Source organism: Paraburkholderia bannensis NBRC 103871 (assembly GCF_000685015.1).
GTDB lineage: Bacteria > Pseudomonadota > Gammaproteobacteria > Burkholderiales > Burkholderiaceae > Paraburkholderia > Paraburkholderia bannensis.
In genome coordinates this window covers 35,102-48,932 of sequence record NZ_BAYA01000002.1, presented here as the reverse complement: position 1 = coordinate 48,932, position 13,831 = coordinate 35,102, and the positions used below count along the sequence as shown (strand labels likewise).

Sequence of the window (13,831 nt, the reverse complement as noted above, 5' to 3'; positions counted from 1 at the left end):
GAACCTCGCGCAGATGTCTCTCAAGACTAGTACGAAGCCGCGATGCGTCCAAGCGGCGCGCCATGAAAAACGGCCGGCGCCCCAAGGGGCAGCCGGCCGTTTCGCACAACGTATGTCGACGCGTCAGGCGGTCTTCTTCGCCCGTTTGCCCTCGACATCCGGCAGGAGCACCGTGAGCACGCCGATGAGCGGCAGGAACGAGCAGACCTTGTAGACGAAGCTGATGCTGGTCGCATCCGCGAGCTGGCCGAGCACCGCGGCGCCGATGCCGCCCAGACCGAACGCGAAGCCGAAGAACAGGCCCGCGACCATGCCCACCTTGCCGGGAATCAGCTCCTGGGCGTAGACGAGGATCGCCGAGAACGCCGAGGCCAGCACCACGCCGATGATCACGGTCAGCACGCTCGTCCAGAACAGGTTGGCGTAGGGCAGCAGCAGCGTGAACGGTGCGACGCCCAGGATCGAACCCCAGATCACGTACTTGCGGCCGATGCGGTCGCCCACCGGGCCGCCGATGATCGTGCCCGCGGCGACGGCGGCAAGGAACACGAACAGGTGGATCTGCGCGGCCTGCACGGGCAGGTGGAAGCGGTCGATCAGATAGAACGTGAAGTAGCTGTTGATGCTGGCGAGGTAGAAGTACTTCGAGAACACCAGCAGCACGAGCACGCTCATCGCCATGGCCACGCGGCCGCGCGAGAGCGCGACGTGCGGCGCTTCGGCACGCTTTTTCTTGAGATTCGGATGCGCCTTGTACCAGCGGCCGATCTGCGTGAGCACGACGATCGCCACGAGCGCCGCCGCCGAGAACCACGCAATGCTGCGCTGGCCGTGCGGAATGATGATCGCGGCAGCCAGCAGCGGCCCGAGCGACGAACCGGCATTGCCGCCCACCTGGAAGAGCGACTGCGCGAGACCGTGCTTGCCGCCCGACGCCATGCGCGCGACGCGCGACGATTCCGGGTGGAACACCGACGAGCCGCAGCCGACCAGCGCGGCGGCCACCAGCAGCACGCCGAAGCTCGGCGCGACCGACATCAGCAGCAGGCCGCAGAGCGTGAAGCCCATGCCGACGGGCAGCGAATACGGCATCGGCTTCTTGTCGGTGTAGACGCCGACCAGCGGCTGGAGCATCGACGCCGTGATCTGGTACGTGAGCGTGATCAGGCCGATCTGCGTGAACGACAGCGCGAAGTTGTCCTTGAGCATCGGATAGATGGCCAGGATCAGCGACTGGATCATGTCGTTGAGCAGGTGCGAAAAGCTGATCGCGCCGAGCACGGAGTAGACGGTGCGCTGCGCGCCGGAGGCGGCAGCGCCTTGAGCAGAAGCGGGAGCGACGCCGGACACGGCGCGCTTGTCGAGGCTGGTTTCCATGGTGTCGATAGGCAGAGGAGCCGCACGCGGGCGCCTTGTCGCGCAACAGCTTGAGCGCACAGGGCGATGGCGTGACGTTGTCATGTATAGGAGTTATGAAGCGCAGTGTAATGTGTCTCGCTCGAATCGTCCGGACAACCTTTGTCGCGAATCGGACATCGTCGGGTGGCCCGATCAACGCCGGATGAGCATCGGATGGGCACCCTTTGCCGCGACGCCCTGTCGCAGCGTGCTGTCGAGGAATATCTCGCCCGGTGTCGCGAATATGCCGAGCTATTTTGATCGCGGATTTTGGCCGGTTATAACCCGGCCCATGCGCGTGAAAGGCAACCGCCCGGCACGCGCAGAAGCTACGGGGCCGGAATACGCAGAGCGACGTCGCGCGACTAAAGATTGCGCAGCGCGATGCCGTTGACCGGAGTTGAGGCGTCAAGCGATGCGCATCGTTAGTCATCGGAACGATGCGGGCTGGCGCCGACAACAAACAGCGCTTTGCAGTGAACCGGACGACGCGCCACAAGCGCCAACTCCGGCTGCCTTGGCATGGAGACCGAAGGACGATGAGAGCAATCAAGGAAGCGGGCCTGCACGCGGGTTTCGTGCCGGAAGTGGAGAGTGGGGCGGGTGCGGCGCCTGGCGGCGCGCCACGGGGAAAGCAGCCTAAGCGTCGGCCACCGGCGCAAAACAGCAAGCTGTCGGTCAAGGCGATGCTGCGCACCGCGTTTGCGGTGGTGCTGGTCGGGACGCTCGCGATCGGCGGATTTTCGCTTACGCAGATCAGCCGCCTGAACGATTCCACGCAGTCGATCTACGAACAGGGCCACGTCGCGAGCCGCGCCGCCGAGGAAGCGCGCGGCCACGTGCTGCGGGCGAGCCGCGCGCAAAAGATGCTGCTCACGGCCACGACGGCCAAGGAGCGCGACGAACTCGGCGCGGACATTGAAAAGGATCTCGGCACGCTGGGCACGGAGATTCAGGCGCTTGGACAGTACGCGGCGCAATCGGGTGCGGACGCCATCGCGCAGCAGAAGCAGTTCGCTGCGGCCGCGCAAACGTGGAGCGGCCACCTGCGCGACTTCGTCACGCTCGTGAAGGCGCAGCCGCTCGACCTGTCGCAGATGAGCTGGCAGGTCGGCACCCAGGACGTGTCGCTGCTGGTGGAGACCGGCAAGCTCGAAACCCTCGTCGACCAGATCGTTGCCCAGCGCGGCGCGGCGGCCAAGGCGACCATCGCGGCATCGGCGTTCATCTTCAAGTCGTCGTTCGTGATGATCGCCGTGGCGACGCTCGGCCTTCTCGTGCTCGCGTTCGTGGTGAGCGAGTGGGTCGTGCGGCGTCTTGCGCACCAGCTTGGCGGCGAGCCGGCGCATGCCAAGGCCATCGCCGCGCGCATTGCCTCGGGCGACCTCGCGCAGCCGGTGAACGTGCATGCGCGCGACGCCTCCAGCATGCTTGGCGCGCTGCGCGACATGCAGAACGGCCTCTCGGTCACGGTCTCCGAAATCGCCGCGAGCGCCGAGGCCATCGCCTCCGCATCGAGCGAAATCTCGACCGGCAATCTCGATCTTTCGCATCGCACCGAAGAGCAGGCCGTCGCACTCGAACGCACGGCGAGCAGCATGGAGCAACTGACGTCCACGGTGCGCCTGAACGCGGAAAACGCGCAGCAGGCGAGCACGCTGGCGGGTAACGCCTCGCAGATCGCCGAGAAGGGCGGCGCCGTGGTGGGCCGCGTGGTCGCGACGATGAACCAGATCAACGAAAGCGCGAAGAGCATCGCCGACATCATCGGCGTGATCGAGGGCATCGCGTTCCAGACCAATATTCTGGCGCTCAACGCGGCTGTCGAAGCGGCGCGCGCGGGCGAAGAGGGGCGCGGGTTCTCGGTGGTCGCGGGCGAAGTGCGCAACCTCGCGCAGCGCAGCGCGGCGGCGGCCAAGGAGATCAAGACGCTGATTACGGCGTCGGTCGAGCGCGTGGAGAACGGCTCGACACTCGCGACGGACGCGGGCCACACGATGGAAGAAGTGGTGAAGGCCGTGCGGCGCGTGAACGACATCATCGGCGAGATTTCGGCGGCGTCGAGCGAGCAGCGCGCGGGCATCGAGGAAATCAGCCGCGCGGTCTCGCAGATGGATTCGGGCACGCAGCAGAATGCGGCGCTGGTCGAGGAAGCGACGGCGGCGGCGCAGTCGCTCGACGATCAGGCGAAGGTGCTGAAGCGGCTGGTGGGGAAGTTTCAGTTGGCTTGAGTGACTGCGCGAAGTCAAACTGGCTCCGCGCGTGAGCTTGACCCTGCCGGGTAAGAAACAGTACTATCAGGCTTCAAAACTACGTACGAGCGGGTGTGAAAAACGTAGCGCCGCCCGGGCAACCGGGTCCCACCTGGAGTGGGAAGTCTGCTGAAAGGCGGATAGAGAGCCCCGCAAACGACGGCCACCAATAGGTGGCCGTTGGTCTTTCTGGCCCTTATCCGCCAAACTTCTTGCCTTGGTACGCATTGCGTAAAAGCGTATCGAATCTCACTTTTCCAGCCGACGCCTGCCGCCTGGTCAAGCCGCCGTGCAGCAGATAGGCAGACTGAATGCGCAGAAACAAGCGGCGTTTGCGCTGTCTATCCCTTTCGATTTCGAAGAAAACAGCGTATTGGGAAATTGTCCCGTCGGCGTTCACCGTATCGAGCGTCACGAAGTTCGGCTGCCTTCTATCGGCGATGGTGATGCGGCGCGCGTGAAGGCTCTTTACGATGGCGCGAAGAAAGCGGCGCGACAATGCGAAGCGCTGGTCGAGTACGCGTCGCTCCCGGCCATCGTCGTAGAACTCGTTGCCCGGTATTTCTGAAAGCGCACGCGTATCGTGTCGAATGCTGTGAGAAAAGCAGTGGCAGGAGAACACGACTACCACCGTAAGCATAGTGCCGAGACCCGGATCGATTCTGAACGCAAACGGATCAAGATGGCTTAAGTCCCACTGAACGCCGTGATAGGTGACGGACCCAAAGCAGCAAGTCGCTTCCGGTAGACCTTCTTCGACTTCTATGGCGAGCTGCGACATTTCGAGAGGCTAGTTGCAGAATGGGATCACGCATTCTAGGGTGACCTCGCTGCACTAATCGCCGATGGATTTGACTTGGCTCGTACTCCTCTAATATTTTTAGCCGACCTTGCATACATAAAAAAACGCCGCTCTCCCAAGCGGCGTTTCCCATTGCAGCGCCTGAAGCAAGCACCTCACTTCGCATCCCGCTCGATGATCCACTCGTGCGCGGGATCGTTATGAAAATGCCATTCGCGCGTGGGGCCGGCCATCACGTTCAGATAGTACGAGTCATAGCCATACGGCACGACAACCGGATGATAGCCGCGCGGCACCATCACGACATCGTGATCTTCCACCGCCATGGTTTCGTCGAGATCGCGCGCATCGGTATACACGCGCTGAAACGCAAAACCCTGCTTCGGATTGAGCCGATGGTAGTACGTCTCTTCCAGCGCACTTTCCTGCGGCAGACGGTCGGCGTCGTGCTTGTGCGGCGGATAGCTCGACGAATGGCCCGAAGGCGTGCGCACCTCCACCACGAGCAGCGATTCAGCCGCCTCGGTTTGCGGAAGAATATCGCAGACGTAACGCGTATTCGCGCCCTTGCCGCGCGTGGAGCGCTTCATCTGCGAAGGCTCGATCAATCGCACCGGCAGCGTGCCTTGCGCGGGCGCACTTGCTACGCCCACTTCGGCATCGCGCAACGCACGCACGGTCGCCTTCACGCCGGGCGGTATATAGAGCGCGGTCGGCGCGGCATCCTCGAATACGCTGTCGCGCGAGCCCAGGCCCGAATATCGCTGCCCGTTCACCTCGATATCCACCGCGCCCGCGAGCACGACGATGCAGCTTTCGCGGTTCGTCTCATAGATGTGCACGACTTCTTCCGCGCCCAGACGGTACGCCGCGAAGCCGACATAGCGCCAGCCCGCCGTAGCGGGCGTGACGCGCGCGATTGTCTGGCCTTCGCGATCGGCCTTGACCAGCAAGCTCATGCTGCCTCCTTCGATTCGGTGTCCGGAGCATCGACGAGCGTGCGCAGCGTGCGATAACCCTTCTGCGCGTATTCATACGAAGGCGCGATCACGGGATCCTGCTCGGCTTCGACGACCAGCCAGCCGCGATAACCGTGCCGCTTGAGCCGCGCGATGATGGCCGGAAAATCCACCGTGCCGTCGCCCGGCACGGAAAACGCGCCCGCGAGCACCGCGTCGAGAAAACTCCAGTTGCGATTGCGCGCGAGCTTCACCACGGCAGGACGCACGTCCTTGCAATGAACGTGGCAGACGCGCGCAATGTGCTTGTCGAGTTCCTTCACGGGATCGCCGCCCGCGAAGGTGATATGCCCCGCGTCGAACAGCAGGCCCACGGCGTCGCTCGTGCGCGCCATCAGCTTGTCGACGTCGGCGGGCGTTTCGACATAGGCGCCCATGTGATGGTGATACGCAAGCCGCACGCCGCGCGAGAGCGTGTGCTGCGCGAACCGGTCGACGCGCGCCGCGTACTCGTCCCACTGCTGCTCGCTGAAAAAGCGCGGGCGCTGGTAGAGCGGACGCGGCGAGCCCTGGATCGAATCCGCGACTTCGCCATAGACCATCACGGTCGCGCCGTTCTGCGCGAGCAGGTCGAGATGCCTGTCGACGGCGGCGATTTCCTCCTCGACGCTGCGCTTCGCGAGCATGCCCGAATACCAGCCCGACACCAGCGAAAGATCGTATTGCGCGAGCAGCGCCTTGAGCGCCTGCGGTTCGCGCGGAAACTTGTTGCCGAGTTCGAAGCCTTCGTAGCCGATCTCGCGTCCTTCGGTGAGCGCCGTCGACAGCGGCGTTTCGCCGCCGAGCGAGGGCAAGTCGTCGTTCATCCACGACAGCGGATTGATGCCGATGCGTACTTCAAATGCGCTCATGTGCGTGCCTCGATCTGGAGATCGTGAATCTCGTCATGCGTTGGAAGGGGTGTCGCCGTCGGCGGCGTCCTGCGCGGGCTTCGCCTCGGCATGCGTCGCGCGTCCGCCGCGCTGCGCGAGCTTGTCGTCGTAACGCTCGCGCGCTTCGCGCACCGCTGCGCGCGGCGAGACTTCGGGCACCGCGACTTCCCACCACCAGCCGCCGTCCTCGGTCGTGCGCGCCGGGTCGGTATCGATGCTGATGAGGTAGGTGCGCGAGGCCGCGCGGGCGCGTTGCAGCGCGGCTTCGAGTTCCGCGACGCTGGCGACGTGTTCGGCCTGTGCGCCCAGCGAGCGCGCATGCGAAGCGAAGTCGATGCGCGGCGCGCCCAGCGGCCCTTGCGCGCAATCCTCGAACAGGTTGTTGAACGGCGCACTGCCGACGGCCTGCTGCAGACGGTTGATGCAGCCATAACCGCGATTGTCGAGCACGACGATAATGAGCTTCGCGCCCAGCATCACCGAGGTGGCGATCTCGCTGTTCATCATCAGGTAGCTGCCGTCGCCGACCATCACGATCACTTCGCGATCGGGCCGCGCGAGCTTCGCCCCTAATCCTCCGGCGATTTCGTAGCCCATGCACGAGTAGCCGTATTCGACGTGATAGGCGCCGGGCTGGCCCGCGCGCCAGAGCTTGTGCAATTCGGCGGGCAGCGTGCCGGCTGCGCACACGACGATATCGTCGGTGTACGAACGGCTCGACGAGCGCTGCACGGCGCCGATCACATCGGCGTCATACGGCAGGCTGTTGCGTTCCTGCGGCGCGTGCGTGAGCTTGTCTACGCTTGCGCGCCAGTCGTTGGCCCAATGCACGGCGTTGGCGCTCCAGTCGGCCTCGGCGCGCCAGTGGACGAGCGCTTCGTCAAGCGCGGCGAGCGCGAGCTTCGCATCGGCCTGCACGGCCACGCTGTTGAGCTTGAGCGTGTCGAAGCCGTTGGCGTTGACGCTGACCACGCGCGCATTCGCGAACAACGAGTTCGAGCCGGTCGTGAAGTCCTGCAGGCGCGTGCCCACGGCCAGCACGCAATCGGCTTCACTGGCGAGCGCGTTGGCGGCGGGCGAACCCGTCACGCCGATCGCGCCCGCGTTGAGCGGATCGTCCCATGCAAGCGCGCCTTTGCCCGCCTGCGTCTCCACCACGGGAATGCCGTGCGCCGCCGCGAAAGCCTGCAATTGCGGCGCAGCGCGCGAGTAGAGCACGCCGCCGCCCGCGACGATCAGCGGCCGTTTCGCGCGATGCAACTGCGCGACGGCGGCGTCGATTTCGGTTTGCACCGGCGCGGGCGCGTGGAAGGTGACGAGGCGCGGCGTGAAGAAGCTTGCCGGATAGTCCCACGCCATCGCCTGTACGTCCTGCGGCAGCGCGAGCGTGACGGGGCCGCACAGCGCGGCGTCGGTGAGCACGCGCAGCGCGCGCGGCAGGGCGTTGAGCAACTGCGCCGGATGCACGATGCGGTCGAAGTAGCGCGATACCGGCTTGAGCGCGTCGTTCGCCGATAGTCCGCCATCCTGAAGATCCTCGATTTGCTGGAGCACGGGATCGGGCTCGCGCGACACGAAGATATCGCCGGGCAGCAGCAGCACCGGCAGGCGGTTCACGTGCGCAAGCGCAGCGGCGGTGACGAGGTTGGTCGCACCGGGGCCAATCGACGTCGTGACCGCCATCATGCGGCGGCGAAAATGCGCCTTCGCATAAGCGATCGCGCTATGCGCCATGGCCTGTTCGTTGTGTGCGCGCAGCGTCGGCAACTCATGCCGATACTGATAGAGCGCCTCGCCCAGGCCCGCCACGTTGCCGTGGCCGAAGATCGCGAACACGCCGCCGAACAGCGGCTCGGTGCGGCCCGAGCCGTCCTCGCAGGCGACGCGCTGGGCCGCGAGATAGCGCACCAGCGCCTGCGCCGCCGTAAGACGCACAGTGCCGCCCGGTGCTTGTTGCGCCTGTTCCTGCGCCGCACCGGCGATGGGAGCGATGCGTTGGTTCATGCCGCTTTCTCCTCATGCGCGATGTGCTGCTGCGGGTTCGTGTGGCCTTGTGCTTCGTTGCGCGCCGCGCGCCAGGCCGCGATCAGCGTTTCGAATGCGCGCCGCACGCGGGCGATGACTTCCTTGTCGTCGATCTCGCCCTTGAGCCATGCGAAGCTCGGCTCGTAGAAGATCGTGCGGCCGACGGTGAAGCCCCGGCAGGTCTCCGATGCCGCCGCCGCCGCGAAGCCGCCCATCAGCTGATCCATCGGCGCGGAAAGCCCCAGTAGCACCACGCCGCGGCAATGCGGGTCGCGCTCGGCGATCAGCGCATCGATGTCGCGCCACTGCGCCGCGTCTACCGGTTCGAGCTTCCACCACTCGGGATAGAGGCCGATGTTGTAGAGCCGCTTGAGCGCGCGATAGATCGTGTCGGGCGCGTTCGGCTTGCCGTTGAGTTTGGGCGGGATCACTTCCAGCAGCAGTTCGTGGCCGCTCGCCTGCACGGCGTCGTAGAGCGCGCGCAATTGCGCTTCCTGTTCGAGGCGCTGCTCGATCGGCTCGTCGGGATGGAATTGCACGAGACACTTGACCGTGTGCTGGATCGGCCACGCAGCGAGCGTCGTGCCGATCGAGCGGCCATGATCGAACACCAGCGGCACCGATCCCGGCAGTTCGACCGGACGGCCGATCCACCAGTCGCGCCCGGTCGCCGCATTGAGCGCATCCTGGCCGTAACGGTCGTCGATCAGCACGCCGACCCTGCCTTGCAGGCCCAGCGCGCTTTCGGTTTGGGCCACGGCTTCCACGAACAGGTTCTTGAGGTAGGAAATGCGCGTCTCGCTCGCGCCCGTCTGCTGCGCAAGATCGAAGAACTGGTTGCGATGATCGAAGGCGAAGCCCAGCACCTCGTCGTATTGCTTGCGCGCGGGCGTGACGCGATGCAGGCGCGCGAGCGTCGCGTCGCGGTCGGGGCGACGCATGCGCGCCGGGTCGGCCTTCGCTTCGCGCAGGAAGTAGTCGAGTTCTGCGGGCGTCGGCATGGCGGGCGCGCAACCGTGGCGCGAGACCACCAGTGCGCCGCTCGCGTTGGCCGAACGCGCGCTGTCTTCCAGCGACGCGTCACGCAGCCAGCCCGACAGGAAGCCCGACGCGAACGCATCGCCCGCGCCCAGCACGTTGAGCACTTCGACTTCGACGCCGCGCTGCATCGGCAGGTCGTCGAGCGAGGCGGGCACCGCGCCTTCGACGATCTGGCAGCCCAGCGGCCCGCGCTTGACCAGCAGCGTCGCGGACGTGACTTCGCGCACGCGCTTGAGCGCCGCGACGAGATCGTCCTGGCCGCCCGCGATGCGGAACTCTTCCTCCGTGCCGATCACGAGATCGAACTGCGGCAGGATGCCTTGCAAGTGCTCGCTCACGCCGGCGCTGGCGACGAAGCGCGTCTCGCCATCGGCCTTGCCCGTGAGGCCCCAGAGCACCGGGCGATAGTCGATGTCGAGCACGGTGCGCACGTTGTTGCGGCGCGCGTAGTCGAGCGCCGTGAGGCTCGTGCGGTTGACCTGTTCGGTGGAGAAGTGCGTGCCGGTGATGAGCAGCGCCTTCGAGGAAGCGATGAATGCTTCGTCGAAATCGGCGGGATCGACGGCCATGTCCGCGCAGTTCTCGCGATAGAAGATCAGCGGGAACGTGTCGCGATCCTTGATGCCGAGCAACACGAGCGCGGTGAGACGTTCCGGATCGATACGGATATGGCTCGTGTCGCAGCCTTCCTTCGCGAGCGTCTCGGTGAGAAAGCGGCCCATGTGGTCGTCGCCCACGCGCGTGAGCATCGCCGATTTCAGGCCGAGGCGCGCGCAGCCGAATGCGATGTTCGCCGACGAGCCGCCCAGGTACTTCGAGAACGTGGAGACATCTTCGAGCCGCGCACCGACTTGCTGCGCGTAGAGATCGACGCCGAGGCGGCCAAGGCAGACGATATCGCGGCTGCGCCCGGACGCGAAACGCGATGCGGTGTTTTCATGACTGGTCATGAGCATTCCTGATGAATTCTGTATCAGATCGTGGCGCCGTCGAGTTCGGCGATCATCTTCTGCATTTCGGCGCCCCCGGCCATCATGTCGAGGACTTCGTTCTTGGTGATCGTGTCCTTCGTATAGGTGCCGAGCGAGCGGCCACGATTGAGCAGCGTGAACGAATCGCCGATGGGGTAGGCGTGGTGGACATTGTGGGTAATGAAGATGACCGAAATGCCCTTGGCGCGCGCCGCATGAATCAGCTTGAGCACGTTGAAGCTCTGCTTGACGCCCAGCGCCGCGGTCGGTTCGTCGAGAATCAGCACGCGGGCGCCGAAGTGAATCGCCCGCGCAATCGCGAGACACTGGCGCTCGCCGCCCGACATCGTGCCGATGGCCTGGTGCGGGTCGCGCACGTGAATGCCCATTTCTGCGAGCCGGTCTTTGGCAATGGTTGCGCTCGCATCGAGATCCATCACGTTGATGAAGCCAAACAGTTTCTTCTGCGGCTCGCGGCCCATGAAGAAGTTGCGCGCGACGGACAGCAGCGGCACCAGCGCGAGATCCTGGTACACCGTCGCGATGCCAAGATCGAGCGCATCCTTGGGCGACTCGAAGTGCACGGGCTTGCCATCCACGAAATACTGGCCCGTGGTGGGCGCGTGCACGCCGGCGAGCGTCTTGATGAGCGTGGACTTGCCCGCGCCGTTGTCGCCGAGCAGGCAGTGCACCTCACCGCGCTTCAGGCGCAGCGTGACGCCGTTGAGCGCGATGACCTTGCCGAAGTGCTTGCTGACGTTGTCGAGCGCGAGGATGTAGTCGCCATTTGCGCCATTCGCGCCATTCGCAGTCGTTTGATTCGTGTCCGACATGATTGTGGCCTCCGTCTTACGATTGCGCGACGCGGCGGCGCACATAGTGGTTAAAGAGCACGGCGACCAGCAACATGCCGCCGAGGAACACGCGGAACCAGTCCGAATCGATGTTCGTGTAGGTGATGCCGATTTGCACCACACCGAAGATGAGCGCACCGAACGCCGCGCCAATCACCGAGCCGTAACCGCCCGTGAGCAGCGAGCCGCCGATCACCGCGGCAATGATCGCTTCGAATTCCTTCTGCAAGCCACGATCGGCAGCCGCCGAGCCGATATCGCACACCTGCAGCACCGCGAACAGGCACGAGCAGAACGCCGTCAGCATGAACAGCGAGATCTTGACGCGCTTGACCGGCACGCCGACGTTCTTGGCGGCGTTCGAATCGCCGCCCACGGCGAAGATCCAGTTGCCGTAGCGGGTGCGGGCCAGCGTGAACGCGCCGATGATGACGAGCGCGATCCACCACAGAATCACCTTCGGAATACCGGGCACGAGCGGCTGGCCGTTATCGAGCATCTTGCCGATGCCGACATGCGCGAGCGCCACGAACAGGCCCTTGAACGCCGTGCCGTGGAAGAGCAGGTTGGTCACAAAGTCCGCTTTGGCGACGTCGCCCACGCCCGAGACGATGGTGCGATCGGCGAACATGATCGAGAGCGCGAGCGTCAGGCCGCGCAGGATGAACAGGAACGCGAGCGTGACGATGAACGAGGGCAGTCGCGTGCGCACCACGAGGTAGCCGTTGAGCGCGCCCAGCGCCGTGCAGCCCGCGAACGCAAACAGGATCGAGAGCAGGATCGGCCAGTGGAAATACATCGTCGGGATCGCGACCATCATGCCCGCGAAGCCGATCATCGAGCCGATGGACAAGTCGAACTCGCCGGCGATCATCAAGAGACACGCGCCAACGGCAAGGATGCCTAAATAAGCGGCCACTTGAGACCAGTTCATCACGCCGTCGAGGTCGAACATCCCGGAGCCGCCTGCGCCAATCGCGAATACGGCGAACACGAGCACGGTTCCCGAAATCGCGGCGAACTCGGGACGGCCGAGCAGATGGCCGAACCACGATTCGTGGCGCACGCGTTCGTCGCTGGCGGCCGCGGCATTGGCGGCGGGCGGCGTGGCGGCGTCGCTGCCGTCCGGTGCGTGCGAGGGAAAGTGTTTGCCGGCTACACCCATGATGTCTCCTGTCTTCCGGACTCGTGCCTGATTGACTCAGCCCGGTAATTAGACGCGCGGCGTTGCATGCGTGAGGCGGGGCAGGTTTGCTTCAAGCGTGCCGCCGCCGCGCGTGACTGACGAAATGAACCGATAGATCAGCGGTACTGACCTGCGTACTTCACGACCTTGTCCAGATTCTCCTTCGTGATAAAGCCCGGGCCCGAGCGGATATTCTTCGGGCCGTAGGACGGTTGCAGGCCATAGGTATCGAGGCGCTGCTTGAACTTCGGGTTTGCTTCGAGGATCTGGCGGATCTTCGCGGGATCGGTGGTGTGGTCTTTCTTCACGATCGCCAGCACGGCCACCGGGATATAGCCCTGGAGGTACGGCTGCTGGTCGATGGCAAACTGGATCGTGCCCGCGCGGATTGCCTTGGCGATCTCATCCGAGAAGTCGAAGGTGCAGAAGTAGATCTTGTTTGCGAGGCCCATCTGCTGGACGGCCTTGAGCGTGGCTGCCGCCGGCACCGGGCCGAGCGTGAGGATCGCGCCCGTGTTCGGATGGTTGCGCAGATAGGCGCTGACCTTCGACTGGATTTCGGTCGGATCCTGGCCCGAGTCGATCGTCGAGGTCTTGTAATCGACGCCGATTGCATCGGCGAAACCCCGGCAGCGATCGAACGACACCGTGTTGGTGGCGATGTGGTTCACGCACAGGAACGACTTCACGCCTGCGGCCTTGGCCTTTTCGCCGGCAGCGTGGCCTGCCACGTATTCGGGCTGGCCCACGTGCATGATCGCGCCCAGTTGCTCGCTTTGTTCCTCGGTGCCGGAGTTGATCGTGACGAGCGGGATCTTCTTGGCCGTGACCTTGCCGATCGAGCTCTTGAGCACGTCGAAGTCGGCGATGGTGGTGATGACGCCGTCGTAGTTGCGCGCAGCGGCCTGTTCTATCAGGCGCGCCATGTCGGCGATGTCGCCGTTGGGCGGATTGCGGTAGTCGGTTTCGACGTTGAAGTCTTCGTCGGCCTGCTTGATGGCGTTCTTGATCACGTTCCACCACGAGTCCGAATCCGGCGCGTGGCTGATGAGGACGAAGTGCGCGTCGGCGGCCTGCGCCGTTTGTGCAGCCATTACGCTCAAGCCGGTCAAACCCGCTGCCAGCGCGAGCGCCGCAGCCAGCCTTCGGAGCATGGTCTTGCCCTTGCGTTGCGTCATTGTCTCCACCTTTCTCGGTCTGTCGTTCGTTTTTGGGGTGAGCCCCGCGAGCGAATTCTCCGGCGCTCACCGACAAGATTAGGCGATCGTCCGAAGGCTTGCAACAGAAATTTCATTGCAAATAAAAATGGAAAATCTGTTCCATTCCGGGCGGGCGCTGCCTATAATCGGCTCCGTTAGCCAGGCGCCGATCGCCCGCCCAGCAAGGGTTTGCGGCAGTGCGGCAAATGGCG

General features: G+C 64.6%; 10 protein-coding genes. 1 reads left to right on the top strand and 9 read right to left on the bottom strand.

Annotated elements, in window-relative coordinates:
- Window positions 1-123: 123 nt before the first annotated feature.
- On the bottom strand, window positions 124-1,377 hold the full coding sequence (locus tag BBA01S_RS02930; RefSeq protein ID WP_027815119.1) for an MFS transporter: 1,254 nt from the start codon (window positions 1,375-1,377) through the stop codon (window positions 124-126).
- Window positions 1,378-2,084: 707 nt separating this feature from the next.
- Between BBA01S_RS02930 and BBA01S_RS02925 the strand changes: the two genes are divergently transcribed.
- Entirely contained in the window at window positions 2,085-3,629 is a 1,545-nt protein-coding gene (locus tag BBA01S_RS02925; RefSeq protein ID WP_407668284.1) for a methyl-accepting chemotaxis protein, read from the top strand.
- Window positions 3,630-3,846: 217 nt separating this feature from the next.
- On the opposite strand, the gene BBA01S_RS02920 is transcribed toward BBA01S_RS02925, so the two are convergent.
- The 8 genes from BBA01S_RS02920 to BBA01S_RS02885 all read right to left on the bottom strand — a co-directional run bounded on the left by BBA01S_RS02920 (window position 3,847) and on the right by BBA01S_RS02885 (window position 13,598).
- Window positions 3,847-4,431 (bottom strand): hypothetical protein, encoded by a 585-nt coding sequence (locus tag BBA01S_RS02920; protein WP_027815117.1) that lies wholly within the window; start codon window positions 4,429-4,431, stop codon window positions 3,847-3,849.
- A 176-nt stretch (window positions 4,432-4,607) separates the two neighbouring features.
- Complete coding sequence (gene iolB / locus BBA01S_RS02915; protein ID WP_027815116.1) at window positions 4,608-5,411, bottom strand: 5-deoxy-glucuronate isomerase; 804 nt, start codon at window positions 5,409-5,411, stop codon at window positions 4,608-4,610.
- Complete coding sequence (iolE, locus tag BBA01S_RS02910; protein ID WP_027815115.1) at window positions 5,408-6,322, bottom strand: myo-inosose-2 dehydratase; 915 nt, start codon at window positions 6,320-6,322, stop codon at window positions 5,408-5,410. The genes iolB and iolE overlap by 4 nt, the downstream gene beginning before the upstream one ends.
- A gap of 33 nt (window positions 6,323-6,355) precedes the next feature.
- Complete coding sequence (gene iolD / locus BBA01S_RS02905) at window positions 6,356-8,347, bottom strand: 3D-(3,5/4)-trihydroxycyclohexane-1,2-dione acylhydrolase (decyclizing) (protein WP_027815114.1); 1,992 nt, start codon at window positions 8,345-8,347, stop codon at window positions 6,356-6,358.
- Window positions 8,344-10,359 (bottom strand): bifunctional 5-dehydro-2-deoxygluconokinase/5-dehydro-2-deoxyphosphogluconate aldolase, encoded by a 2,016-nt coding sequence (locus BBA01S_RS02900; protein ID WP_245641405.1) that lies wholly within the window; start codon window positions 10,357-10,359, stop codon window positions 8,344-8,346. The genes iolD and BBA01S_RS02900 overlap by 4 nt, the downstream gene beginning before the upstream one ends.
- A 23-nt stretch (window positions 10,360-10,382) precedes the next feature.
- Window positions 10,383-11,213 (bottom strand): ATP-binding cassette domain-containing protein, encoded by an 831-nt coding sequence (locus BBA01S_RS02895; protein ID WP_042295802.1) that lies wholly within the window; start codon window positions 11,211-11,213, stop codon window positions 10,383-10,385.
- A gap of 16 nt (window positions 11,214-11,229) precedes the next feature.
- Complete coding sequence (locus BBA01S_RS02890; protein WP_027815111.1) at window positions 11,230-12,399, bottom strand: ABC transporter permease; 1,170 nt, start codon at window positions 12,397-12,399, stop codon at window positions 11,230-11,232.
- A gap of 137 nt (window positions 12,400-12,536) precedes the next feature.
- Complete coding sequence (locus BBA01S_RS02885; RefSeq protein ID WP_027815110.1) at window positions 12,537-13,598, bottom strand: sugar ABC transporter substrate-binding protein; 1,062 nt, start codon at window positions 13,596-13,598, stop codon at window positions 12,537-12,539.
- Window positions 13,599-13,831 lie beyond the last annotated feature (233 nt).